The sequence below is a fragment of the Microbacterium helvum genome, assembly GCF_014779795.1.
Lineage (GTDB): Bacteria > Actinomycetota > Actinomycetes > Actinomycetales > Microbacteriaceae > Microbacterium > Microbacterium helvum.
The window spans coordinates 90,524-114,834 of record NZ_JACXZS010000006.1 but is presented as its reverse complement, the minus strand read 5'-3'; the positions used below and the strand labels follow the sequence as shown (position 1 = coordinate 114,834).

Here is a 24,311-nt window from a genome sequence, read left to right as displayed (position 1 = left end):
CACGCTTTCCATACGGCCTTCGCGCTCTTGTATACGATGATCGCCGGATTCGCGACGGACTATCTCGTTGTGCCGGTTTATGTATACACTGACCGAGGCGTGTGGTGAGGGGGTGATGCGAGATGCGTGCCAGCGATCGCGCGTACGCGACTCTTCTCGACGAGATCCAGTCCGGAGTCCTCAGCCCCGGCACCGTGCTCGGCGAGGTCGATCAGGCCGCCCGGCTCGGGGTCAGCCGCACACCGCTGCGTGAGGCGCTCGGCCGCCTCGCCGCCGACGGCCTCGTCGCGCAGCAGTCGCCGCGCGTGACGGTCGTCACCGCGATCGACGCGGGCGACATCCGCGAGATCTTCGAAGTGCGCCGGGCTCTCGAAGAATCTGCGGCCCGCCTCGCTGCGGAGCGGGGGGATGCCGCAGCCTTCGCCGACCTGGCACACGACTTCGCGCGCGTCGATCTCGACACCGCCGACGGTGCCGACGGCTACTACGCGCTCATCGCACGGTTCGACGCGATGCTGGACGCGTCGGTCGCGAACGACTACCTCACCGCCGCGCTGCGCACGGTGCGCACCCACCTCGTCCGGGTGCGCCGGCTCGCACGCGACAATCCCGGCCGGCTGGCGGCATCCATCGCGGAGCACCGGCTCATCGCGGCGGCCATCGCCGCACGCGACGCCGACCTCGCCGCGCACGCCACCCACGTCCACCTTCACAACGCGCTCGAGAGCATCCTCGGCGCCCTCGACGCTTCGACGGACTCAGCGACCGGGCCTCGCGTTCTCTCGCCCTCCGGTCTCTGAGCGTGTCGAAGGGAATCATCACGAAAGGCCGATCATGACCGTCACCCATCACCTCCGCGTGCACCGCAGCGATGAGAACCTCGCGCGCGAGGGGCAGCTCGCCTGGCACCTCGCCGAGATCGCCGCCGACCCGGTCGAGGTCGACGCCGACGTCGTCGACATGATCATCAACCGCGTGATCGACAACGCGGCGGTGGCGGCGGCATCCCTCACTCGCGCGCCCGTGAGCGCCGCGCGCCAGCAGGCTCTGGACCACGCGGTGTCGGTGGGCGGATCCGGCGCGACCGTGTTCGGCTGCGCGCTCGACCGCAAGACCAGCCCGGAGTGGGCCGCGTGGGCCAACGGCGTGGCCGTGCGCGAGCTGGACTACCACGACACGTTCCTCGCGGCCGAGTACTCGCACCCGGGAGACAACATCCCGCCGATCCTCGCGGTCGCCCAGCACGTCGGCGCCGACGGCCACGCCCTCGTGCGCGGCCTCGCGACGGGCTATGAGATCCAGATCGACCTGGTGCGCGCCATCAGCCTGCACAAGCACAAGATCGATCACGTCGCGCACCTCGGCCCGTCGGCCGCGGCCGGGATCGGCACCCTCCTGGGCCTCCCGGTCGAGACGATCTACCAGGCCATCGGCCAGGCGCTGCACACGACCACCGCGACGCGCCAGTCGCGCAAGGGCGAGATCTCGACGTGGAAGGCGCACGCCCCTGCGTTCGCGGGCAAGATGGCGATCGAGGCCGTCGACCGCGCGATGCGCGGCGAGACCTCGCCGTCGCCGATCTACGAGGGCGAGGACGGCGTCATCGCGTGGCTGCTCGACGGCCCCGAAGCCACGTACGAGGTGCCGCTGCCCGCCGCCGGCGAGTCCAAGCGCGGCATCCTCGACTCGTACACGAAGGAGCACTCGGCCGAGTACCAGGCGCAGGCCTGGATCGACCTGGCACGCAAGCTGCACAACGAGGCGTCGTTCGACACGGCAGATGTCGAGTCGATCGTGCTGCATACCTCGCACCACACGCACTACGTCATCGGCTCGGGTGCGAACGATCCGCAGAAGTACGACCCGACGGCCTCGCGCGAGACCCTCGACCACTCGATCCCGTACATCTTCGCGGTCGCGCTGCAGGACGGCGGCTGGCACCACGTGGACTCCTACACTCCGGAGCGTGCGGGGCGGGAGGACACAGTGGCGCTCTGGCACAAGATCACGACGGCCGAGGATGCGGAGTGGACGCGCCGGTACCACTCCGAGGACCCGAACGAGAAGGCGTTCGGCGGTCGCGTCGAGATCCGCCTGACCGATGGCACCGTCATCGAGGACGAGATCGCCGTCGCCGACGCGCACCCGCTCGGCGCCCGGCCGTTCGCACGCGAGGACTACGTGCGCAAGTTCCGGCTGCTGGCGGAGCCCGTGCTCGAAGAGGCCGAGATCGAGCGGTTCCTCGACCTCGCCCAGCGACTGCCCGAGCTCACCCCCGAAGAGGTGCAGCAGCTCACGATCGTCGCGAAGCTCGGGGTGCTCGCCGGTGCGCCGGCGCCGAAGGGGCTGTTCTGATGCTGTACTCCACCAGTCCCGCGCACGAGAAGCGCCGGCTGTTCCGGGAGAGGCTCGCAAGCGGCGAGCTGCTGCGCTTCCCGGGAGCGTTCAACCCGCTGAGCGCCCGGCTCATCGAGCGCAAGGGCTTCGAGGGCGTGTACATCTCGGGCGCCGTGCTGTCGGCCGACCTCGGCCTGCCCGACATCGGCCTCACGACGCTCACCGAGGTGGCCGCGCGCGGGCAGCAGATCGCGCGCATGACCGACCTGCCGGCGATCATCGACGCCGACACCGGCTTCGGCGAGCCGATGAACGTCGCCCGCACGATCCAGACCCTCGAAGACGCCGGTCTTGCCGGCACGCACATCGAGGACCAGATCAACCCGAAGCGGTGCGGGCACCTCGACGGCAAGGCCGTCGTGGACGAGGACACCGCGATCAAGCGGATCCGGGCAGCCGCCGACGCACGGCGGGACCCGAACTTCCTCATCATGGCGCGGACCGACATCCGCGCCGTGGAGGGATTGGATGCCGCCATCCGGCGCGCGCAGGCGCTCGTCGACGCCGGGGCGGATGCGATCTTCCCCGAGGCGATGCGCACGCTCGACGAGTTCGAGGCTGTCCGCAAGGCCGTGGACGTGCCGATCCTCGCCAACATGACCGAATTCGGCAAGTCCGAGCTCTTCAGCGTCGAGCAGCTGCGGGATGTCGGGGTCAACATCGTGATCTGGCCGGTCTCGTTGCTGCGGATCGCGATGGGGGCGGCATCCCGCGCACTCGATACGCTCGTCGAGGACGGCCACCTGACGTCGAAGCTCGGCGAGATGCAGCACCGCGCCGACCTCTACGACCTCATCGACTACGAGCAGTACAACCACTTCGACACCTCGGTGTTCAACTTCACCATCACGAAGGACTGACATGACCGAACCCGACATCAAGAAGGGCCTCGCCGGCGTCGTCGTCGACTACACGGCGATCTCGAAGGTCAACCCCGAGACGAACTCGCTGCTGTACCGCGGGTACCCGGTGCAGGAGCTCGCGGCCACGCAGCCGTTCGAGGCGGTCGCCTACCTGCTGTGGAACGGCGAGCTGCCCGACGCCGAGCAGCTCGCGCAGCTGCGGCTGACCGAGCGCGCGCACCGCGCGATCCCCGACGACGTGCGCACCACGATCGACCTCGTGCCGCTGGATGCGCACCCGATGGACGAGGTGCGCACCGCGGTGAGCCTCATCGGCGCCCGCGACCTCGCCGGCACCGGCTCGGTGCTCGACGCGAGCGGCAGCGCCGAGCAGAACCTCGAGCGCAGCATCCGCCTGTTCGCCGTGCTGCCCGCGATCGTCGCCTACGGCCAGCGCCGCCGCCGGGGACTGCCGCCGGTCGCGCCGCGCGACGACCTGGACTACGCCGCCAACTTCCTCTGGATGACGTTCGGCGAAGAGGCCGACGAGGTCGTCGTCGACGCCTTCAACCGCTCGATGATCCTCTACGGCGAGCACTCGTTCAACGCGTCGACGTTCACCGCGCGCGTCATCACCTCGACGCTCAGCGACCTGTACTCGGCCGTCGTCGGCGCCATCGGCGCGCTCAAGGGCCCGCTGCACGGCGGCGCGAACGAGGCGGTGCTGCACATCTTCGACGAGATCGGCACGGCGGACAACGTCGGCCCCTGGCTCGACCAGGCCCTCGCCGAGAAGCGCAAGATCATGGGCTTCGGGCACCGTGTGTACAAGCGCGGCGACTCGCGCGTGCCGACGATGAAGGCTGCGCTCGACACCCTCGTCGAGCACTACGACCGCCCCGACGTCGCGGCCCTGTACGACACCCTCGAGTCCGAGTTCGTGGCGCGCAAGGGCATCTACCCGAACCTCGACTACCCGTCGGGTCCCGCGTACAACCTCATCGGCTTCGACACCGAGACCTTCACGCCGCTGTTCGTCGCGGCACGCGTGACCGGCTGGACGGCGCACATCATGGAACAGCTCGCCTCGAACGCGCTCATCCGCCCGCTGTCGGAGTACAACGGCCCCGACGAGCGCCACATCGACGGCTACGTCGCCGACACCGCGGCGCTCGCCGTCGCCGACCGGGCAGAAGAAGCGGCCGGATGACGCTCTGGTTCGGCGACGTCGCCGCCGTCGACCTCACGGCGATGGCCGGCGGCACGCTCATCGAGAACCTCGGCATCGAGATCGTCGAGATCCGCGAGGATGCGCTGGTGGGACGGATGCCGGTCGACCGGCGCACCGTGCAGCCGGCGGGCGTGCTCCACGGCGGAGCGTCGGTGGCGCTGGCCGAGACCCTCGCGTCGTGGGCGGGCTACCTCGCTGTCGACCGCGAGCGGTTCCACGTGGTCGGGCAGGAGATCAACGCCAACCACATCCGCCCGATCTCGTCGGGCTGGGTGATGGCGACCGTGACCCCCGCCAACATCGGGCGCCGCGCGCACGTGTGGGAGATCCGCATCGTCGACGATGCCTCCCGCCTGGTGTGCATCTCGCGCTGCACGCTGGCGGTCATCGAGCAGCGCAGCACCTACGCGACGCCGGACGACCGCGGCTGACGCGTGGTGTCGGCAGAGGTCTACCGCGAGCGCCCCGTGCGTCACCGGTACCGGCTCACCGAGTCCGGGCAGGAACTCGTGCCCGTGCTCATCGCGATCACCCGCTGGGGCGATCGCTGGCGGGCGCCCGAGGGGCCGCCGATCGTGTTCCGCCACGACTGCGGCGAGATCGCGGCGATGAGGCTGCGCTGCGATGCGTGCGGCGAGGAAGTGGATGCCGCGTCCGTGACGGCGTTGCCAGGGCCGGGCGGCCGTTGCGCCGAAGGAACGATCGTGGTCGCGGAGCGGCTCGCGGCGGGGGAAGCAGAGGAGAGCGCACGATGATCGACGCGATCGAGGCGTGGAAGCGGTCGGGCGAGGCGGGGGATGCGGCAACAGCGGTCGCCGCCCTGACTCCCGATGCGGAGCTCATCTCGCCACTCACCGAGAGATTCCGGTTCCGCGGACGCGACGAGATCGAGCCGCTCCTGCGCACCGTGCTCGCGGTCATCGACGACTACCGCTACGTCGCCGAGGCCCACGCCGACGAGCACGTGTTCCTGACGGCGACGTTCTCCGTCGCGGGTACGCAGGTGGAAGAGTTCCAGCACCTCGAGCTGGCGCCCGACGGCCGCATCGCGCGCCTGGCGCTCGCCATGCGCCCGCTGCCGGCGCTGACCGCGTTCGCGCGTGCGCTGGGCCCCGCCCTGGCCACCGCGCAGGGTGATGCGCGGGCCGCGCGCACGCTCCGCTTCGCGGGCGCGTTCCTGGACTCCGTCGCGGCCACCGGCGACCGCCGGTTCATCCCGCTCGCCGCGCCGCGGTAGCGGAGCTGCGAGCGACGCCGCAGCTGAACGCCCGGTTCATTCGCCGGACGGCTCGCCCCAGGCGCGCCGCATGAGGAGATTCACGTCGCGGTCGAGGTGCTCGATCTTCGTGTTGACGGTGTCGAACCGGGCGTTCATCTCTCCACGCAGTCCATCGATGGCGCTCGTGGTCGCGCGGTTGATCATCGTCGTCATGAGCGTCATGCCGCCGAGCATGATCGTCGTGAACACGCCGATCAGCGTCCACACCTGCGGGTCGTTCATGAGGCTCATCCCTTCATTGTGCGGTGGCGGGTTCCACAATGCCAGGGGCTCTGCGTCGCGAGACGCGCACGTCAAGGCGCTGTGCACAATCGCTGCCGCTGGGCGGCTGTGGAGGAGTGGACGCCGCGACCCCCGGCATCCGTCATCGTCCTAGGCTCGAATCAGGAGGCATCTCATGCGCAGCGCGGTCATCGTCGACGTCGTCCGAACCCCGTCCGGGCGGGGCAAGCCCGGGGGCGCGCTGAGCGCCGTCCACCCGGTCGATCTCGCCGCCGACGTGCTCACCGCCCTGCTCGAGCGCAGCGGGCTCGAGTCCACGCAGGTCGACGACGTGCTCATGGGATGCGTGAGCCAGGTCGCAGACCAGTCCCTCAACATCGCGCGCCAGGCCGTGCTCGCCGCGGGCTTCGCCGAGACGGTGCCGGCGGCGACGATCGACCGGCAGTGCGGGTCGAGCCAGCAGGCCGCGCACTTCGCGGCGCAGGGCGTGATCGCCGGCGCCTATGACATCGTGATCGCTGCCGGCGTCGAGTCGATGAGCCGCGTGCCGCTCGGCTCGGCGGCCCATGGCGGCACCGTGTCGCAGGGTGTTGCGCGGCGCTACCCCGACGGCCTCGTGAACCAGGGCGTGTCGGCCGAGCTCATCGCGCAGCGCTGGGGCTTCACCCGCGAAGAGCTCGATGCCTTCTCGGCCGAGTCGCACCGACGGGCGGCGGATGCGTGGACTCGCGGCCGGTTCGATTCGCAGGTGATCCCGGTCCTCGGCGGGGGTGAGGATGCCGTCGCGTTCGACGAGACCGTCCGCCCGGGCACCACGGTCGAAGGTCTGGCCGGTCTCGCGCCCGCGTTCCGCACAGAGGCGCTGACCGGGCGATTCCCGGAGCTCGACTGGCGCATCACCGCCGGCAACTCCTCGCCGCTCACGGATGCCGCGTCCGCGGCGCTCATCATGAGCGAAGAGAAGGCGCGCGAGCTCGGGCTCACGCCGCGCGCCCGGTTCCACGCGTTCTCGGTGGTCGGCGACGACCCCATCATGATGCTCACCGGGCCGATCCCGGCGACGCGGCGCATCCTCGAGCGCAGCGGCTTGTCGATCGACGACCTCGACGCGTACGAGGTCAACGAGGCGTTCGCGTCGGTGCCGCTCGCCTGGCAGCGCGAGCTCGACGCCGACCCGGCGAAGCTGAACCCGTGGGGCGGGGCGATCGCCCTCGGCCACGCCGTCGGTGCCTCGGGCACGCGCCTGCTCGGGACGCTCGTCGCGCATCTCGAGGCCACCGGCGGTCGCTACGGACTGCAGACGATGTGCGAGGGCGGCGGCATGGCGAACGCGACGATCATCGAGCGGCTCTGAGGTCGAGCGGCTCTGACACGCGCGGTCTACGATGGGCGCAGACCTGACGACGACGGAGTCGCCCGATCGCATCCGCTGATCTGCAGTTCGGGGGTAGTCATGTCTGAGACCCGCACGTCGCCCGAGGCGCCCGCGGCCGTCGCCGCGCCGGTGATGACCCACCGGATGATCCTGTTCGTCATCTTCGGCCTGATGGCGGGCATGTTCCTCTCCGCCCTGGACCAGACCGTCGTCGGCACCGCGATCCGCACGATCGGCGACGACCTGCACGGCCTCAGCGAGCAGGCGTGGGTGACGACCGCGTACCTCATCGTCTCGACCATCTCGACGCCGATCTACGGCAAGCTGTCCGACATCTTCGGCAGGCGGCCGCTGTTCATCTTCGCGATCGTCGTGTTCGTGATCGGCTCGATCCTCGCGTCGTTCTCGACGTCGATGCTGCAGCTCGCGGCGTTCCGCGCGATCCAGGGCCTGGGTGCCGGCGGCCTGATGTCGATGCCGCTCGCGATCATGGGCGACATCCTCGCGCCCCGCGAGCGTGCGAAATACCAGGGCTACTTCCTCGCCGTGTTCGGTGTCTCCAGCCTGCTCGGACCGCTGATCGGCGGCCTGTTCGCGGGTGCCGACCAGATCCTCGGCATCGCCGGCTGGCGCTGGGTGTTCCTCATCAACGTGCCGATCGGCCTGGTGGCGCTCGGCATCGTGCTGCGGTTCCTGCACATCCCGCGGCATCCGATCCACTCCGTCCGCATCGACTGGTGGGGCGCGACCACCGTGATCATCGCGCTCGTGCCGTTGCTGCTGGTGGCCGAGCAGGGCCGCGAGTGGGGATGGGACTCCCCGCTCGCACTCGGGTGCTACATCGTCGGCGGCCTCGGCGTGATCGCGTTCGTCATCGTCGAGACGCTCATGAAGGACGACGCGCTCATCCCGCTCAAGCTGTTCCGATCGTCGACGTTCTCGATGGCGACCGTGATCGGCGTGTTCGTGGGCTTCGGCATGTTCGGCGCGATGCTCACGATCCCGCTGTACCTGCAGCTCGTGATGGGCGCGACCCCCACCGAGAGCGGGCTGCAGATGCTGCCGATGATCCTCGGCATGATGATCGCCTCGATCGGCAGCGGCCAGATCATCGCCCGCACCGGGCGGTACCGGATCTTCCCGATCCTCGGCACCGCGTTCCTCTCGATCGGCTTCTTCTGGCTGACCCGCCTGCAGTACGACACCTCGTACTGGTTCATGGCCGGCGGCATGCTGCTCATCGGTCTCGGGCTCGGGCAGCTCATGCAGACGCTGACGATCGCGAGCCAGAACTCCGTCGGGCTGCGCGACATGGGCGTCGCGACGAGCGCCTCGACGTTCTTCCGGCAGATCGGCGGGACGCTCGGCACCGCCGTGCTGCTGTCGCTGATGTTCACCCTCATGCCGCAGAACATCCAGGCGTCGTTCGCCGACGAAGCCACTCTCACGAGCGCGCTCGACGCGGCCTTCGATCCCGAGGTCGCGACCGCGCCCGAGAACGCCGACATCATGGCGAAGATCTACACCCCGATCGTCACCCAGGCGACCGACGCGACGACCGAGAAGCTGCAGCAGGGCGTCGACCAGGCGACCGCCGCGGCCACGGACGCGGTCGCGGCGCAGGTAGAGGCGGGGCAGCTCCCGGCCTCGCAGCAAGCGGCCGCGACGGCTGCGGCCGTCGCCCAGGCGCAGCAGGCGGCGCTCGTCGAGATCCAGAAGCAGGTGCCGGCTGCTCGACTGTCGGACGAGGGCACCGTGACCCTCGACCTCTCTGATGCCGACGAGCGTTCCGCGTTCGTCGACACGCTGGTGCCCACGCTTCTCGACCGTTTCGCCGATGACGGCGGGGACTCGCAGATCGACGACAGCACCGTCGACGACACGTCGTTCCTCGTCGGCGCCGACCCGCGGTTGAGCAAGCCGATGCTGGTGGCGTTCAACGATTCGGCGGTCGCGGTCTACTGGGTCGCGATGTGGGTGGTCATCATCGCCTTCGTGCTGTCGCTGTTCTTCAAGACACCGCCGCTGCGCGCCAAGTCGGCGCTGCAAGAGGCGGTCGACGATGACGCGGCGCTGTCGGCCCAGCGCGCGGCGAATGAGGCCGGTGCTCCGGTCGAGGTCGACACCGGCGGCATCCGGGTGCCCGCCGAGGCGGCCCCGCTCACCCGGCGCCAGGCCCGCGAGGCCGGCACGGCGCAGTAGCCCGGGATGCGGCGGGGGATGGTGTCGCTCGGCCACGTCTGCCCGGCCCGGGTGTGCGTGGACACCGGTCTCCGCGGCGCGTGCCGGTTTCGTGACGCGCCCCACAGTTGCACGAGGTGCCGCAACGCGGTCGCCAGCGTGCGGCGTCTCGCGCACGAGTGCGGCGCCTCGGCTGAGAGCGGAGAAGGGATGCCGGCGCCCTGGCGCGTCCGCCGCATGAGGCGGCGGCCCGATGGCGCGACGTCGGGCGTTCCCGCGGCGTGAGGCGCCGGCATCCGTGCATCACTCCGTCTTCCCCGACGAGGGCCGCGGACGTACGCTTAGAGAACGAACCGTTCACTAAGGAGTTCGGATGGATGCCGCACCAATGGTCGCCCCGCTCACCGACTTCGGGCGGGAGGACCTTGCCCGCGCGGGCGGCAAAGGCGCCAATCTCGGCGAGCTGATCCGCGCCGGGATGCCCGTGCCGGACGGGTTCGTCGTCACGACCGACGCGTACGCCGCGATCCGGGTGCCCGATCGCGACCGCGCGAGCTACGAGCGCGCGGAGCTTCCGGCGGCACTCGAGCGCGCGCTCGCCGATGCCTACCGTGCGCTCGGCGAGGGCGCGGTCGCGGTGCGCTCGAGTGCGACCGCCGAGGACCTGCCGGGCGCCGCCTTCGCCGGCCAGCAGGACACCTACCTGAACGTGGTCGGTCACGCCGAGCTGCGCGATGCCGTCCGCCGCTGCTGGGGGTCGCTCTGGACGGACCGTGCCGTGGCGTATCGCGACCGGCTCGGCATCGCCCCCGAAGAGGTGCGCATCGCAGTGGTCGTGCAGCGGATGGTGGACGCGGACGTCGCAGGCGTCATGTTCACCGCCGATCCGGTGACCGGCGACCGTGACCGGATCGTCGTCGAGGCCGGTGCCGGGCTCGGCGAGGCGGTCGTCTCGGGTCTGGTCACGCCGGATCGCTACGTGCTGTCGCGCGACGGCGCGGTGCAGCAGTTCACGCCCGGCCGCAGCGAGGTCGTGGTGCGGCCAGCAGCCGGGGGCGGGCTCGTGCACGAGACCGGCGGGGATGCGGCATCCATCCCCGTCCTCGAACTCCCGAGACCGCAGCTGGCCGAACTCGCGCGGCGCGCGGCCGAAGTCGCCGCGCTGTTCGGGCGTCCGCAGGACATCGAGTGGGCGATCGCGGCGGGGCGCATCTGGCTGCTGCAGGCGCGGCCGATGACGGCGCTGCCACCGCCGCCGGTCCGCGGACACCTGAACCCGCTGCGGCGCAGGCTCGCAGGCACGCTGCTCGAGTTCCTGCCCTGGCGGCCCTACCCGATGGACATGTCGACGTGGGTGCCCCACGGGCCCGCGGGGCTCATGGCGAAGGTCACCGAGAGCATCGGCCTGCGCGGCGCATTCGAGGGGTTCCTTCGTGAACGCGACGGCGTCGTCACGCAGCTCGTGCCACCGCGTCCGCATCCCACGCCGCGCATCGTGCTCGCCCCTTTCCTGATCGCCTCGCGGGCCCGCCGCCACGATCCGGCGCGCTGGGAGGCCGACCCCCGATACGTCCGATATCGCGACCGGGTGCGCGAGCTCGCGGCCGTCGACGTCGCGGAGCTGGAGTGGAACGAACTGGTGGGGATGCCGCGCCACGCGCTGGCGCTCGTCGAACCGGTCGCCGACCTGCGCATCGACTACCTGCCCGCGTCGGGCGTCGCCTTCGTGCGGCTCATCGTCGCACTCAAGCTCGCTCGCACTGGGCTCGCGGTGAGCGATCTGCTGCTCGACGGCCGGAGCGCGACCGAGCGCGCGAACCGCGACCTCGAGGCGCTCGCCGCGCTCGTCCGCGCCGATCCCGGCCTGGCACGGCGGTTCGCCGCCGAAGAGCCCCGCGACCTGGTGCCGGCGATGCAGCGGATCCCGCAGTTCACCGCGCTGCTCGCGGAGCACGGGCACCGCGAATCGGCGTCGCCCCTGCTCGCGACGTCGCCGACGTGGGGAGAAGCACCCGAGATCGTGGTCGGTCTGGTGAAGGTTCTGGTGGCGGCACCGGATGGGGGCGGGGAGGATCCGGCTCGCCGGCACGCGTCGCGGGAGCGGCCACGGATCGAGGCGCTGAGCCCGCGGCTGCAGCGTCGGATCGAGAGAGCACGGGTCGCCACGGCGTTCCGCGAGGACTCTCACTACGAGTTCACGCGACCGCTGCCGATCCTGCGCGCGGCGCTCCTCGAGCTCGGTCGTCGCCTCGCCGCCGCCGGTGTCCTGGATGACGCCGACGACATCTGGCACCTGCGTCTGGAAGAGGTGGAGGGTCTTCCCGCTCCGGGTGCGCCCGCGGCCGCGAGCCTGCGGGCGCGTGTGCGGGCGCGCTCCGCGCGGCGCGACGAGCTCGCTGGCACGAGGCTCATCGATCCGCGCGTCGTGTTCCCGCACCGCGACTCCGGCGATGCCCTCGTCGCCGGCGAACCCGCGGGCACCGGCCGGGCGACCGGGCCCGCGCGCATCATCACGGGTCCCGCGGAGTTCGGGCGCCTCCAGCCCGGCGAGGTGCTGGTCTGCCCGTACACCAACCCGTCGTGGACGCCGCTGTTCCAGCGCGCCGTGGCGGTCGTGGTGGACTCGGGCGGCATCGCCTCGCACGCCGCCATCGTCGCGCGGGAGTACGGCATCCCGGCGGTCATGGGCACGGCCGTCGGATCGTCGACGCTCCGCGACGGGCAGCTCGTCACGGTCGACGGCGACACCGGCCGGGTCACCGCGGCGGACGATACGGCGGCTGCGCGGTGAGCGAGGGGACCGCGCCGCCGCACCGGGATGCGGCATCCGCTGCTCGCGAAGGCCGCGGACGGAACGCGCCGGATCATCGCACGCGACCTCGTCGTCGCGGTGAGGCACTGCGGTCCGCGATCCTCGCCGCCGCGTTCGAGCTCCTGGCCGAGGACGGGTACGCGGCGCTCACGATGGAGGGTGTCGCCGAGCGCGCGGGCACCGGCAAAGCGTCGCTGTACCGGCGCTGGCCGACGCGCATGGAACTCACCCTCGACGCCGTGCGCCACGCGATGCCCGATCCCGCCGCCCCGCGCGACACCGGATCGTTCCGCAACGACGTGCTCGCGTGCCTGCGCGAGAACGCCGACGCGCTGGCCGGCCCCGCAGGTCAGGCCCTGCGCGGCCTGCTCGGCGACGCGATGGCCGACGAGCAGCGCATGCGCGCGCTTCGGGCGGGCTCGCAGGGCTCCGGGACGACAGCCATGGCCGAGATCGCCCGGCGCGCCGTGGCGCGTGGCGAGGTGCACCCGGCTGCCGTGACGCGCATCCGGCTCGAGGTCGCGCATTCGCTGCTGCGCCAGCGGTTCCTGTTCGCCGGCGCCCCGATCGACGACGCGGTGCTGCTCGACATCGTGGACGGCGTGGTGGTTCCGCTGTTCACCGAGCGCTGACTGCAAGCGGTTGCGCAAACATCGGGAGAGTGGATGCCGGCGGCCGAGGCTACGCCGTCGCCTGGCTCGGCACCGGGTCGGCACTGGCGTCGACGCGCTCGATCCGGTTGATGAGGTCGGTCACCTGCGCGTCGGTGAACAGCTCATCGGGACCTTCGGGAGCCACGCCGTCGAACGGGTCGGAGTACAGACGACGCGGGTCGAGGTAGCCCGTGATCGTGAGCTGCTGCACGACGAGATCGACGAACGCGTGCTGGCGGTGCGTGAATCCCGGCGCTGCGACGAAGTCCGCCAGTGCCTCCTCGATCGCGGATCGCTCCATGCCGACGATCGACCGCACGAGCCTCCCGAGCCCGCCGACATCGGCGGAAGCGTCGTGAAGCTGTGCGGCATCCACTCCTCCCGCTGTGGTGAGCAGCTCTTCGAGCTGGGCTAGGTCCACATCCGTGAGGGTGCGGCCCGTACGCAGCTTGTGCAGTGCGACATCAGACCGTCCCTCGAGAAAGCCGAGCAGCTTCTCGCGGAACGCTCGCCGGTTGAGGCCGGGAACGACCCGTGCGAGGTCGACGTCGCGGACGCCTTCGAGCGTGTCTTCGAAGTCCGTGTACACGATCGCCTGGCTTTCGCGACCGATCAGACGCACGAGGTCGCGCAGCTTCACGCGGACTCGCTCGAGGAGGACGACGTCCACGCCCTGCCACCATTCGGGGTCGACGATCGCATCCAGCAGGACTGTCTGGGCGGCGACGGCGGGAATCGCGCGTTGGTCACTGAGCGCCTGGGCGATGCCGATGATGCGCGACACGATTCCGGCAGGCATCGGATCGCTCGCGGCGACGGCGACCTGGGCGTCCAGTACGAGCGCGTCGAACCGTTTGGCGGCCTCGTCGTTGTCTTGCTCGGCGGCCGACGGAAGCCCGGCCAGTTCGGCAGCGGCATCCACGTCTGCGGCCGTGAGCGTCTGCCACGCGTCAGCCGTCGCGAACCGCTCCACCGTGCGCAGACGCGCTCGTACCAGGAAGTTGTCGCGGTTCATGCCCGTCACCGTGGCATGCAGGCGGCCTGCGAGCGCCGAGCGCAGCGCGGCGGCATCCGGATCCGTGACCCCGTGCAGCGCCGCGAGCAGCTGCGTACGCAGCCGGAACGTGCGTTCCGAGAGCGAAGGCGAGTGAGAGATGGATGCCTCGGGCAGCTCCTCGTTGAAGAAATCGAGGTTGCCGCACACATCGAAGATGACGAAGTCGCGCTTGTCGTCGCCGGGGCCGTAGAGGTCGGGCCGCAGCCGCGTGCCACGCCCCACCATCTGCCAGAACTTGGTGTGCGAGTTCACGGGCTTGAAGAAGACGAGGTTGACGACGTCGGGGATGTCGATGCCGGTGTCGAGCATGTCGACCGAGATGGCGATCTGCGGGTTCTTGCCCGGCGTCGAGAAGTCGTTGATGAGCGTCTGGGCGTATGGTCCTGAGGCGTACGTGATCACGCGGGCGAGCTTTCCGCGCCTCTCGGGGAACTGCGCATCGAGGCGCTGCTCGATGAACTCGGCATGCCGTTGGTTCTTCGCGAACACGATCGTCTTGCCGAGCACGTCTCCGCCGCCGACGCGACGACCCTCGGTGACGAGCACCTCGAGCACCTTGTCGACGGTATCGGCGTTGAACAGCCAGCGGTTCATGGATGCCGCGTCCACGGCATCCGGGATCTCGCCGTCCTGCCATTCCAGTTCGTCCCACTGCTCGCGTTCGTGCGCGGGGAGGTCGGCGTAGCGGATCCCGCGCGTCATGAACCCGAGGTCGATCGGCCGTGCGACGGGAGGCACGAGAAAGCCGCCGGCGATCGCGTCGTCGAGCTCGAACGCGTCTGTGGGCACACCGTCGTCCAGTTCGAACAGCCGGTAAGTGTTGTGATCGACGTCCGCGCGCGGCGTGGCGGTGAGGCCGACGACGAGGGCGTCGAAGTAGTCGAAGATCTCGCCGTACCGGTTGTAGATCGACCGGTGTGCCTCGTCGACCACGATGAGATCGAAGTAACCGGGGCCGAAACGCCGCTGCGCGTCCTCACCGGAGTCGATGAGCCCCATCACCGTCTGGTAGGTCGAGACGAAGACTCGGCCCTCGCTGTCGGCGTCGGTGACGAGGTTGACCGGCGCACTGTCCGGAAGATGCGCCTTGAACGCCCCGACGGCCTGATTGACGAGGGCAGTCCGGTCGGCCAGGAACAGGACGCGTTTGACCCAGTTCGCTTTCTGCAGAATGTCGACGAGCGCGATGACGGTGCGGGTCTTGCCGGTTCCGGTGGCCATCACGAGCAGCGCCCGCCGACGCTTCTGCTCGAAGGCCTCGCTCACGGCACGGATGGCCCGGAGCTGATACGTCCGCTCCACGATGCTGCGGTCGATCGGCACGATGGCGAGCGGACGGAGGGTGCGGCGCCGTTCGATGGCCAGGGCGAGCTGATCCTTCGTCATGAATCCGGCGACCATGCGGGGCGGATAACGACGGTCGTCCCACAGCCAGGTCTCGAAGCCGTTCGTGTAATAGATCAGGGGGCGCTGGCCGAAGTCCCGTTCCAGGGCATCGGCGTAGAGCTCGGCCTGCAACCGCCCCTCTTTCGCACTCTTCGTGGTGCGCTTGGCCTCCACGACGGCGAGCGGCTTGCCGTCGTCGCCCCACAGCACGTAGTCGACCTTGCCGGTTCCTGACGGCGAAGGGATGCCGGTGACCGGCCATTCCCGATCGCGGCTGTCGGCAAGTGCCCATCCTGCCTCGCGCAGGTAGAGGTCGATGAGGTCGCGCCGGGTCTCGGCTTCGGTCGCGAGGGTCGGGTCGGGCGTGCCGCGGGACGCGTTGGCTGCGTCGTTCGCGGCTCTGGCCGCCGTCGCCTCGGCGTGGAGGGCATCGAGCTGCGCCTGCAGCGCTGTGCTGCGCTCCTGCTCTGCGGCCAGAGCGCGACGCGCCTCGTCGAACTCCGCCTGAGTGCGCTCGAGTTCCGCACGCGCCCGCTGGACGACCGCAGCCGGCGCCGGCGGGACCTTTGCGAAGTCGAACGGCGGCGCATCCACGCCGTCGGGATCGCCGTAGCAGTGGTCGAGCCAGCGGCAGATTGTATGCAGCTGCTCGAGCGAGCCGCGCGCGCGATCGAGGGGCATCGCCGAGTCCTTGTGCACGGCATCGTTGCCGACGCGTCGCACGAGGCGCAGCCCGCCGTCGACGTTGACGCCGACGGCCTGGCGAAACGCCTGCTGCGCGGTCAGGTTGGCGAACGAGTCGTCGTAGGGCCGCGTCAGCTTCTCGGCGGCGTAGATCCACTCGGTGAACATCTCGCCCGCCCGGCGGGAGTAGGTGGCGGACGCACGCGGGTCGCTGCGCAGGTACGACTCTGCGCGGGATGCGGCCTCCCACACTTTCGGCCAGCGATCCCGGACGAAGTCGAAGTTCCCCACGAACGGCTCCCGGCGGCAGGCTCGGCCCCTGCTCTCGCGCCATGCTAGCGAAAGGTGCCGACATCAGGCGTTCGGTGTCGATCTGGTCGCGGTGAGCGCGTGAGCGCGTGGGCGCTCCGCGCGGTGGCGAGGCGTCGTCGGTGGTCCGGCGGCGGGGTCGTGCGGCATCCACCGCGCTGCAGCTACGCACGCGGGACGGGCGCGGGTGGTGTCGCAGCCTCCAAGGCCGCCGCGACGCGTTCCATGAGGAGCATGAATGCGTCGTGGCTGCGCTGATCGGCTGTTCGGTTGTTTCGCGTGCCTCCGGGAAGAAAGCTCCTCATGTCTTCGGCGTGCAGTTCGGCCGTCACACGACCGAGCGCGTGCACGAGGGCGGCTCCGGCGTCGCCGCCGATCGTGCCCTCGAACTCGAGCATGCCGTCGTGCTCGTGGCTGTTCGCCATGATGACCTCGAATGCTTCGATGATCAGCCGAGCGGGTTCGCCCTCGACGATGGTTTCGTTGTCTGTCATGGTCGCACCGTAGGGCGAGCGTCGGACATCCATCGCGTCCTCCACAGGTGCAGGGCTTGGGGGTGTGGAGCGGGGTTATCCACAGGCGTGAAATCGCCCTGGATCAGGGTGTTTGGATGTCGGAACCCCTCGGCATGATGGGGGTATGACGAACTTCATCGACGCTCTCGCGGGGGTTGATGATGTGTTGGCGAACGTGGTGGCCGACGTGGTGGAGGGGTTGCGGGTCGCGACGGATGCAGACGTGCTGGGGGTGTTGGCGGCGGCGGGCAGGGTGCGGCGCCTGGTCGACGCGGCGATGGTCGAGGCGGTCGCGGTGATCGTGGAGCGCGACGAGGCGGTGTCGCATGCGGATCGTGCGACGACCCGGTACGGATGTCGCAGCACGGCCGAGTTGGTGCAGCGGGTGACTCGGGTGTCGGGCCGGACGGCGGGGGACGTGGTGGCGGCGGCCCAGGCGGTGCGGCGGTCGGTGGCGCCGTCGTCGGGCGAGGTGCTGCCGGCCGAGTTCCCGGGGATGCGGGACGCGTTGCTGTCCGGGGATGCGGGCCTTGACGGGGTGGTCGCAGTGTCGGGGGTGTTCCGGGGTTCGCTGGGCGGGCGGGCGGGGATCCTCGCTGCGGATGAGGAGTTGGCTGCGGTCGCGCAAGGACGTGCGGCGGATGCAGGCGGGTCGGTGTCGGCGGATGAGCTGCGGGCGATGGCGCGGGTGTGGGCGGTGTTCCTCGATCCGGACGGGTCCGAGCCGGTCGACACGCGGGCGTTGCGCAAGCGTGGGCTCACGGTGGGGAGGCGCGGGTCGGACGGGCTGGTGCCGGTGCGGGGTGGGCTCCTGCCAGAGGTCGCTGCGCAGCTGCAGCTCGGGCTGGACAGTGTGCTGAACCCGAAGGTCGACGTGTCGGGGCCTCGTTTCGTCGAGACCGATGACGGTGACGGTCCGTTCGAGGATGCGGCGGATACGCGGACGGCGGGGCAGAAGCGGCATGACGCGCTGGCGATCCTGCTGGCCGCGGCCGCGGCATCCGGGGAGTTGCCGATGCTCGGCGGTGCCGCACCCACGTTGGTGGTGCAGGTGCGGGAGGACGATCTTTCCGCCGGACGCGGGTGGGCGCATCTGCCCGGGTATGACGAGCCGATCTCGATCGGGGTGGCCCGGCAGGTCGCGTGCGCGGGTGTGGTGGAGCGGGTGGTGCTCGGCGAGGGTGGCCGGATCGTGTCGCTCACCACGTTGGACCGGGTGTTCTCGCATCATCAGCGGCGGGCGATCACCCTCCGCGACGGCGGATGCGTGATCCCGGGGTGCGACGTGCCTCCGCAGTGGTGCGAGATCCACCACGTGCAGGAACACTCGCGGGGTGGGCCGACGCACACTGACAACGGGGTCTTGTTGTGCTGGTTCCACCATCGCACGATCGAGACCGGCGGCTGGCAGATCCGCATGGTCGACGGCACCCCGCACGTGAGGGGTCCGTACTGGTGGGACGCCGAGCGTGCCTGGCGGCCGGCGACGAAATCCCCGATCCGGCGACAGAACCAACTCCCGTTGCGGATGTGATCCACGCGCGACCGACCGACGCCGCCAACGCAATGTCGGAGGTCTGGTGTGTCCTGTTCTACTGGCCGTCGGCCGGTGGCGCGCACCTGGGGGTCTGCGCCTCGAACGACCAGAAGGTTCGTCATGTCTGGAATCAACAACAACTCGTCTTCGTCGCTGCCGGTCGCGGGGTGGTATCCCGACCCGCACAGGGCCGGCGGGCAGCGCTACTGGGACGGCGCGCAGTGGACCGAGCACGTGGCCGCGCCGGAGACCGACGGGAACGCAGCACCGGCCGCGGGGCAGCCCGACGCCGGCGCACCGGGAGTGACCGGGACTCCCGGTGCTGGCCTCTCCGCGCCGGCTTCGGTCGCAACCGGCGTCACGATCGCGGCTCCGGTCAAGCGCGGGCTGCCGACGCTGAAGTGGTGGCAGTGGGCGCTCGTGGCGTTCGGAGCCCTCATGCTCGTGAGCATCATCGTGGGCAGCATCGGCGGCGGCCGTGACCAGGCCGCGGTCACGCCGGCGAAGTCGGCCTCGACCGCGCCCGCGCCCGTGCGTGAGGTCGAAGCGCCCGCGGCTCAGCCTGTCGATGATCGCGAGAAGATGCCGGGCCTGGTCGGGCACACCGTGGCGGAGGCGCGTGCCGCGGTCGAGGCCGCCGGGTTCGTGATCGAGATGCCCGTCGACATCGGCGACGACTGGGTGGTGCTGACGCAGACGATCAGCGAGGGACGCCAGGCGGATGCCGGCACCGCCGTGTTCATCACGGCCGAGGCTCCCAAGCCGGTCTACACGCTGGCGCAGCAGAATGCGATCGGCAAGGCGCAGTCCTACCTCTCGTTCGCCGGGTTCTCGCGCGTAGGCCTGATCGACCAGCTCGAATACGAGGGCTACTCCACCGAAGACGCCACGTTCGGCGCCGACAACGCGGGGGCCGACTGGAACGCCGAGTGCGCCGAGAAGGCCGCGTCCTACCTGGAGTTCTCGTCGTTCTCGCGTCAGGGACTGTACGACCAGCTGGCGTACGAGGGCTTCGCCGACGCCGAGATCCAGTTCGGTCTCGCGGCGGTGGGCTACTGAGCCGTGTCGGGGTGGCCGTCGCTTCGGCGGCGGCCGCCCGTTCGATGTCCCTCTTGTCTGCCACGATGAATGAATGCGATTCCGGCGCCGACGCGCGATGAGGGTCGGTGTCTACGTCGACGCCTTCAATGTCTACTACGGAGCACGCGGGCAATGCGGGCGTGGTTCTGCGGGATGGCGATGGCTTGATCTGCTGAGCTTGAGCTCGAGTCTGGCCGAAGCCCGGTTCGGGCCGAGGGCGGCCATCGTTGGATTGGCCTACTGCACCGCGCTTCGCGAGAAGGAGGGCGATCCCTCGTCGGTCCGCGATCAGCTCGTCTATCTCAATGCTCTGCAGCTGGACGGGCGTGTACGCGTCGAGTTCGGGCAGTACAACGTCAAAACCGGTAAGGGCGTACTGCTCGCTCCCAGCTCAGCACGGCGACGCCGATATCAACGGGTCATCTCGCCAGGGGTAGCGGAGATCCCTGCCTGGCTGCCTGCCGAAGAGACCATCGGGCCCGAGGGGGACACGAATCTCTTCGTGCACTATTCGTCCTTCGAGGAGAAGGGTTCCGACGTCAATGTCGCGACTCGGCTGCTCACCGACGTCCTCGAGCGTCGTGTCGATGCAGCGATCGTCGTGTCGAATGACGGCGACCTCAGTCTGCCGCTCCGAGTCGTCCGGCAGCACGTCCCCGTCGGTCTCGTCAATCCGACCGCTCGGCCCCTGTCGCAGATGCTGAAGGGTCTTCCCGCAGACGGCGTTGGCGGCCACTGGTGGGTAAAGCTCGGGCCCGATGACTATCGGGCACATCAGTTTGCGGAATCAGTTGGAGGTTTCGACAAACCTGTGGGCTGGTGAGCTCGGTGTCGGCGAGTTGTGCTTTTATGGAGACACACCACCCAGTTCTCTCCCTAGCGGAGGGGCTGGGTCTTTTCTTGCGCACACCGTCTCTTGCGTGACCTGCAGCCACACGGAAACTGACTGCGCAGCCACTCGTATCAATCACAGCATCAGCGGGTCTCCGATGAACACGTCGGTATCGATGCGGCGGATCGGGATCTGGCGCTCCACCGTCACTCCCACGCCATGCTTGACCATAAGCTTCGCGAGCTCGCGACCCTCGATCAGCCGCACATTTGTGCTGTGGGTGCGAGCGACCTCTTCATGTGAGGTCTTCGGGAACGTCGACGTCGTGATCATCACTCCGACCGATGCGCGATGCAGACCCAGGCTGCCGATGAACGCGCGGACCGCCTCCGCGCTCACCGTGTTGCCCTCGGCGTAGCGCTTGGCCTGGATATAGACGCGTTCGAGTCCGAGCTTGTCGCGCCAGACGACGCCGTCGATGCCGAGATCGCCCGACCGTGCGGTCACCTCGTAGTCGTCGCCGTATCCAAGCGCAGCGATGAACCGCGTCACCAGATCCTCGAAGTAATACGGGTTCTGGACCTGGTGCAGCAGCTCGTACACCTGCTCCTCGAGCTGGCGAGTGAGGAGCTTGACCGCGTCCTCGATCTGATCCTCGGGCGTGCGCTCGTCGTCGAGCGCTTCGACGACGTCGCCCGGGCTCACGGAATCGGACGCTGCCGCCCTGCGGTCTTTGCGGAAACTGGCGATCCACTCGATGTAGGCGGGGTACTGCCGCAGTGTCGACTCGTCGACTCTTTCGTCAGCCCGTGCTCGGCTGCGGCCCTCGACCGTCAGCGAGTAAACTGCCCGCGCTGGTTGTTCCAGCAAGCCCGCGCCCTTCGAGCGCGACACCGCCCACCCGATGCGGTTCCAGTACACGGGTTGCCGCGCCGACGGAGTCACTTCAGCCTTGGCGGCGTCGCTGAGGCCGACGCGGTCGGCGACGCGGTCGTAGATCTGCTGCAGGGTGAGCGACGGCTCGTCGGCGAGAACACGGAACACGGGATCGATGAACTCGTGCCACTTCGGAATGGATGCCCGGGCTGCGGGGTCGCTCATAGTTCTCCTCGGAACGCGCGGTACTGGAGGGAGACGAAGAGCGCGTCCATTTTTGTCGCTGCCGAACGCATGGTGGAATCGACGATCGCACGCTCGGCTTCCAGTTCGTCGATCTGCCGCTGCGCTTCGATGCTGGGGACGGGAACGACAACAGATGCGAGCAACTGTTGGTTGACCTTGTATGTGCCGTTGGTGGTGCGTGCACCGCGCCGAATTTGCTCGCGCACGTATTCGTGACGCCAGGCGGCCAGGAGCGTCGCTGAAGTCACCGCGGATGAAGGGCGAGTAGCGATCATTGTGTCAGGGAACGCGACGCCCTCGAGCGTTTCAGGTGCCGAAGCCATGACGCCGACCAGGTCGGCATTGCCGTTGCCTCGGCAGATTAGATGCAGACCGGCCGTAACGAGCTTGTCCGCCGAATGGGGCGAGGTGAACGTGTCCCTTTTTCGAAAGTGGGCGTCGAATGAGCCACGCGTGATCGCCGAAAGCGTCAGCACGTCGCCTTCCACGTTGCCGCTTCGAGAGGGCGAGATGCCGTTCCTTAAGGGTTCGTTTATGAGCGTTCCGAACGGTCGGTGTTCGACTGCACCGTCGATGAGTGAGCTGATCCGGTTGTCCACCGCGTGATTCATCAGCTGGCGGTCTCGTGCGCGAGACGCTCGGACCGCATCGGCCTCGTCGAGGATCGCCGCGATGCGGCGCTGCTCGGGGAGAGGCGGGAGCGGGAACCGGAGACGCAGCGTCCGATCGACATTGAGATTTGAGATGTTGGTCGTCTGCTGGCCAAAGCCGCGCACCGTTTGCTGGATCGATGGTGACGAGAACCAACGGAAACCGAAGCGCGGGTCAACCATCCGCGGGTCGAAGCGAAGTCCACCGATGAATCCGCCGATGAGCATGCCCGTGGCCTGGGCGTCGGCAAGGACGGCCCGACCCACAAGGTGCCAGCTATTTGCAGATGAAACAAGGACGTCATTCGCCTGGACCTGCTGTTGGGCGCGATGACGCAGATCGCCGCGCACATACACGAGATCCCCGAGATCGAGCGTGGACTGGATGTTCTTCGTACGAAGGCAGGCGACCCCGCCCTCGCCTTCGCCGACGACATCGGCGGGCTTGTAGGTCACACCGCGGACGTACTTGGCGACCTCACCCAGTGGCACCGTCTCCCAGGTCACGCGAGCATCTCCCGCAGCCGCGCCAGCCCGTCCTGGATCTCGACCTCTAGCGCATCGAGCTCGTCGAGGATCTCCAGCGGACTCCGGTGCTCGACCTCCTCGACCTCGATCTCTTTGTACCGGTTGAGGCTCAGGTCGTAGCCGTTGTCGACGATCTCCTGGCGCGGAACCATGAACGACTGCGCCGTGCGGGGGCGGGCGTACTCGGATTCGAGTTGTCCGTCCGGTCGGGGCGTTTCGTCTCGCTTCGCTCGCTCAACGAGCAGGGAGCTGTCGATCGGGGACGTGGTGAATGAGTGCCACCTCGCCAGCACATCCGGCAGGTCGTTCGCCTCGATCGGCGTCCGCTTGTCGTCGAGGGTCATGCCGTCGGCCCGCACGTCGTAGAACCAGACGTGATCCGTGCCGCCCGACGAGGTCTTCGTGAACAGCAGGATCGCGGTCGACACCCCGGTGTACGGCTTGAAGGTTCCCGACGGGAGCTTGATCACCGCATCGAGCTTGTGGTCGTCGACGAGCAGCCTGCGCACCGCCTTGTGGGCGTTCGACGAACCGAACAGCACGCCCTCGGGAACGATGACCGCCGCGCGGCCGCCGTTTCGCAGCATCCGGATCATCAAGACCAAGAAGAGAAGCTCGGTCTTGCGGGTCTTCACGACCTTCTGCAGATCCTTCGACACCGTCTCATCGTCGAGCGAGCCGGCGAACGGCGGATTGGCGAGCACGAGCGTGTACTCGTCGAGTCCGGGATGCCCCTCCGACAGCGAATCCGCACGCTCGATCGTCGGGTTCTCGACGCCGTGCAGCAGCATGTTCATGCTCGCAATGCGGGCCATCGAGGCATCGGAGTCGTACCCGGTGAACATCGGGCCATTGAAGTGCGCCCGGGTGGCGGCATCCGTCCAGATCTCGGGATGATGCGCGCGCACATACTCCTCGGCCGCGACCAGGAACCCGGCCGTGCCCACCGCAGGGTCGATGATGCGGTCGTCGGGGCGCGGCTGCTGCATGTCGACCATGAGCTGGATGATGTGCCGCGCGGTACGGAACTGGCCGTTGGTGCCGCTCGTCGCGAGCTTCGACAGCATGTACTCGTAGATGTCGCCCTTGGTGTCGCGGTCCTCCATCGGGATGTCGGCGAGCAGGTCGACCACCTTGGTCAGCAGCGCAGGCGTCGGGATCGTGAAGCGCGCGTCGCGCATGTTGCGGGCATAGCTGGAGCCTTCGGAGCCGAGCTGCCGCAGCCACGGGAACACGTGCTCGGACACGACCTCGAACATCTCGGCCGGCGCATAGCCCGTGAAGACGCTCCACCGCAGGTCGCGATACGGGCGCCGGCCCGGGAGGTCGCTGTCGTATCCGTCGGGGAAGACGGGGTTCTCGATCGGGTCTCCGAACCGTGCAGCCTTCTGCTCCGCCTTGGTGTGCAGCTCGTCGAGTCGCTTGATGAACAGCAGGTAGGTGATCTGCTCGATGACCTCGACCGGGTTGGCGATGCCGCCCGACCAGAACGCATCCCAGACCTTGTCGACCTGCCCCTTCAGCGGACCCGTGACCACACCGTCTCCCCTCGCGCGTGCAACGTTCCCACGCTAGTCCAGCGGCATCGCGACTCGCCCTGCGAACGGACGTGGGTCACT

The 24,311-nt window shown here is 69.2% G+C and carries 20 protein-coding genes; 14 read left to right on the top strand and 6 right to left on the bottom strand.

The annotated features are described in order from the left end of the window. Positions 1–122: 122 nt before the first annotated feature. From IF188_RS10540 to IF188_RS10510, 7 genes are read left to right on the top strand one after another with little or no spacing between them, the layout of a single operon-like run. Positions 123–800, top strand: coding sequence for a GntR family transcriptional regulator (locus tag IF188_RS10540; RefSeq protein ID WP_191171764.1), 678 nt, complete (start codon positions 123–125; stop codon positions 798–800). A 34-nt stretch (positions 801–834) separates the two neighbouring features. Beyond that, positions 835–2,355, top strand: coding sequence for an MmgE/PrpD family protein (locus tag IF188_RS10535; protein ID WP_191171763.1), 1,521 nt, complete (start codon positions 835–837; stop codon positions 2,353–2,355). Continuing rightward, complete coding sequence (gene prpB, locus IF188_RS10530) at positions 2,355–3,257, top strand: methylisocitrate lyase (RefSeq protein WP_191171762.1); 903 nt, start codon at positions 2,355–2,357, stop codon at positions 3,255–3,257. The genes IF188_RS10535 and prpB overlap by 1 nt, the downstream gene beginning before the upstream one ends. A 1-nt stretch (position 3,258) precedes the next feature. Further along, positions 3,259–4,449, top strand: a complete 1,191-nt coding sequence (locus IF188_RS10525) for a bifunctional 2-methylcitrate synthase/citrate synthase (protein WP_191171761.1) — start codon at positions 3,259–3,261, stop codon at positions 4,447–4,449. Further along, entirely contained in the window at positions 4,446–4,901 is a 456-nt protein-coding gene (locus IF188_RS10520) for a hotdog fold thioesterase (RefSeq protein WP_191171760.1), read from the top strand. Before IF188_RS10525 ends, IF188_RS10520 begins: the two co-directional genes overlap by 4 nt. Positions 4,902–4,904: 3 nt before the next feature. Next, on the top strand, positions 4,905–5,225 hold the full coding sequence (locus IF188_RS10515; protein ID WP_191171759.1) for a winged helix-turn-helix transcriptional regulator: 321 nt from the start codon (positions 4,905–4,907) through the stop codon (positions 5,223–5,225). Next, entirely contained in the window at positions 5,222–5,707 is a 486-nt protein-coding gene (locus IF188_RS10510) for a nuclear transport factor 2 family protein (protein ID WP_191171758.1), read from the top strand. Before IF188_RS10515 ends, IF188_RS10510 begins: the two co-directional genes overlap by 4 nt. Positions 5,708–5,743: 36 nt before the next feature. Here the strand turns inward: IF188_RS10510 and IF188_RS10505 are convergent, their stop codons facing one another. Beyond that, entirely contained in the window at positions 5,744–5,980 is a 237-nt protein-coding gene (locus tag IF188_RS10505; protein ID WP_191171757.1) for a hypothetical protein, read from the bottom strand. Positions 5,981–6,146: 166 nt separating this feature from the next. Here IF188_RS10505 and IF188_RS10500 point away from each other — a divergent pair, with 166 nt between their 5' ends. The 4 genes from IF188_RS10500 (at position 6,147) to IF188_RS10485 (ending at position 12,971) form a co-directional block, all read left to right on the top strand. Continuing rightward, positions 6,147–7,325: a thiolase family protein gene (locus tag IF188_RS10500; protein ID WP_191171756.1), complete on the top strand. Its 1,179-nt coding sequence runs from the start codon at positions 6,147–6,149 to the stop codon at positions 7,323–7,325. Between the two features lie 99 nt (positions 7,326–7,424). Further along, positions 7,425–9,548 (top strand): MDR family MFS transporter, encoded by a 2,124-nt coding sequence (locus IF188_RS10495; protein WP_224751724.1) that lies wholly within the window; start codon positions 7,425–7,427, stop codon positions 9,546–9,548. 352 nt (positions 9,549–9,900) lie between these two features. Next, positions 9,901–12,318 (top strand): PEP/pyruvate-binding domain-containing protein, encoded by a 2,418-nt coding sequence (locus tag IF188_RS10490; protein ID WP_224751723.1) that lies wholly within the window; start codon positions 9,901–9,903, stop codon positions 12,316–12,318. Continuing rightward, complete coding sequence (locus IF188_RS10485) at positions 12,315–12,971, top strand: TetR/AcrR family transcriptional regulator (protein ID WP_191171755.1); 657 nt, start codon at positions 12,315–12,317, stop codon at positions 12,969–12,971. Before IF188_RS10490 ends, IF188_RS10485 begins: the two co-directional genes overlap by 4 nt. Before the next feature lie 49 nt (positions 12,972–13,020). Here IF188_RS10485 and IF188_RS20545 read toward each other — a convergent pair whose 3' ends face one another. After that, positions 13,021–16,410, bottom strand: coding sequence for a DEAD/DEAH box helicase family protein (locus IF188_RS20545; protein ID WP_191171754.1), 3,390 nt, complete (start codon positions 16,408–16,410; stop codon positions 13,021–13,023). A 182-nt stretch (positions 16,411–16,592) separates the two neighbouring features. Beyond that, a complete protein-coding gene (locus tag IF188_RS10475; protein ID WP_191171753.1) occupies positions 16,593–16,922 on the bottom strand; it encodes a DUF222 domain-containing protein in 330 nt (109 codons plus the stop codon). A gap of 145 nt (positions 16,923–17,067) precedes the next feature. Here IF188_RS10475 and IF188_RS10470 point away from each other — a divergent pair, with 145 nt between their 5' ends. The 3 genes from IF188_RS10470 to IF188_RS10460 all read left to right on the top strand — a co-directional run bounded on the left by IF188_RS10470 (position 17,068) and on the right by IF188_RS10460 (position 20,383). After that, positions 17,068–18,477, top strand: a complete 1,410-nt coding sequence (locus IF188_RS10470) for an HNH endonuclease signature motif containing protein (protein WP_191171752.1) — start codon at positions 17,068–17,070, stop codon at positions 18,475–18,477. A 123-nt stretch (positions 18,478–18,600) separates the two neighbouring features. Then, positions 18,601–19,539 carry an Ltp family lipoprotein gene (locus IF188_RS10465; RefSeq protein WP_191171751.1) on the top strand — a complete coding sequence of 313 codons (939 nt, stop codon included), beginning with the start codon at positions 18,601–18,603 and terminating at the stop codon, positions 19,537–19,539. A 97-nt stretch (positions 19,540–19,636) separates the two neighbouring features. After that, complete coding sequence (locus IF188_RS10460; RefSeq protein ID WP_191171750.1) at positions 19,637–20,383, top strand: PIN domain-containing protein; 747 nt, start codon at positions 19,637–19,639, stop codon at positions 20,381–20,383. Between the two features lie 144 nt (positions 20,384–20,527). On the opposite strand, the gene IF188_RS10455 is transcribed toward IF188_RS10460, so the two are convergent. Genes IF188_RS10455 through IF188_RS10445 form a run of 3 tightly spaced genes read right to left on the bottom strand, consistent with a single transcriptional unit; the run spans position 20,528 to position 24,230 of the window. Continuing rightward, entirely contained in the window at positions 20,528–21,493 is a 966-nt protein-coding gene (locus IF188_RS10455; RefSeq protein WP_191171749.1) for a restriction endonuclease, read from the bottom strand. Beyond that, positions 21,490–22,671 (bottom strand): restriction endonuclease subunit S, encoded by a 1,182-nt coding sequence (locus tag IF188_RS10450; RefSeq protein ID WP_191171748.1) that lies wholly within the window; start codon positions 22,669–22,671, stop codon positions 21,490–21,492. The genes IF188_RS10455 and IF188_RS10450 overlap by 4 nt, the downstream gene beginning before the upstream one ends. Continuing rightward, entirely contained in the window at positions 22,668–24,230 is a 1,563-nt protein-coding gene (locus IF188_RS10445; RefSeq protein ID WP_191171747.1) for a type I restriction-modification system subunit M, read from the bottom strand. Before IF188_RS10445 ends, IF188_RS10450 begins: the two co-directional genes overlap by 4 nt. Positions 24,231–24,311: the final 81 nt, after the last annotated feature.

Bases quoted from the DNA above. Each gene is read 5' to 3' on its own strand.
- IF188_RS10540 (WP_191171764.1), top strand. From the start codon at position 123: ATGCGTGCCAGCGATCGCGCGTACGCGACTCTTCTCGACGAGATCCAG.
- IF188_RS10535 (WP_191171763.1), top strand. From the start codon at position 835: ATGACCGTCACCCATCACCTCCGCGTGCACCGCAGCGATGAGAACCTC.
- prpB (WP_191171762.1), top strand. From the start codon at position 2,355: ATGCTGTACTCCACCAGTCCCGCGCACGAGAAGCGCCGGCTGTTCCGG.
- IF188_RS10525 (WP_191171761.1), top strand. From the start codon at position 3,259: ATGACCGAACCCGACATCAAGAAGGGCCTCGCCGGCGTCGTCGTCGAC.
- IF188_RS10520 (WP_191171760.1), top strand. From the start codon at position 4,446: ATGACGCTCTGGTTCGGCGACGTCGCCGCCGTCGACCTCACGGCGATG.
- IF188_RS10510 (WP_191171758.1), top strand. From the start codon at position 5,222: ATGATCGACGCGATCGAGGCGTGGAAGCGGTCGGGCGAGGCGGGGGAT.
- IF188_RS10505 (WP_191171757.1), bottom strand. From the start codon at position 5,980: ATGAGCCTCATGAACGACCCGCAGGTGTGGACGCTGATCGGCGTGTTC.
- IF188_RS10500 (WP_191171756.1), top strand. From the start codon at position 6,147: ATGCGCAGCGCGGTCATCGTCGACGTCGTCCGAACCCCGTCCGGGCGG.
- IF188_RS10495 (WP_224751724.1), top strand. From the start codon at position 7,425: ATGTCTGAGACCCGCACGTCGCCCGAGGCGCCCGCGGCCGTCGCCGCG.
- IF188_RS10490 (WP_224751723.1), top strand. From the start codon at position 9,901: ATGGATGCCGCACCAATGGTCGCCCCGCTCACCGACTTCGGGCGGGAG.
- IF188_RS10475 (WP_191171753.1), bottom strand. From the start codon at position 16,922: ATGACAGACAACGAAACCATCGTCGAGGGCGAACCCGCTCGGCTGATC.
- IF188_RS10470 (WP_191171752.1), top strand. From the start codon at position 17,068: ATGACGAACTTCATCGACGCTCTCGCGGGGGTTGATGATGTGTTGGCG.
- IF188_RS10465 (WP_191171751.1), top strand. From the start codon at position 18,601: ATGTCTGGAATCAACAACAACTCGTCTTCGTCGCTGCCGGTCGCGGGG.
- IF188_RS10460 (WP_191171750.1), top strand. From the start codon at position 19,637: ATGAGGGTCGGTGTCTACGTCGACGCCTTCAATGTCTACTACGGAGCA.
- IF188_RS10455 (WP_191171749.1), bottom strand. From the start codon at position 21,493: ATGAGCGACCCCGCAGCCCGGGCATCCATTCCGAAGTGGCACGAGTTC.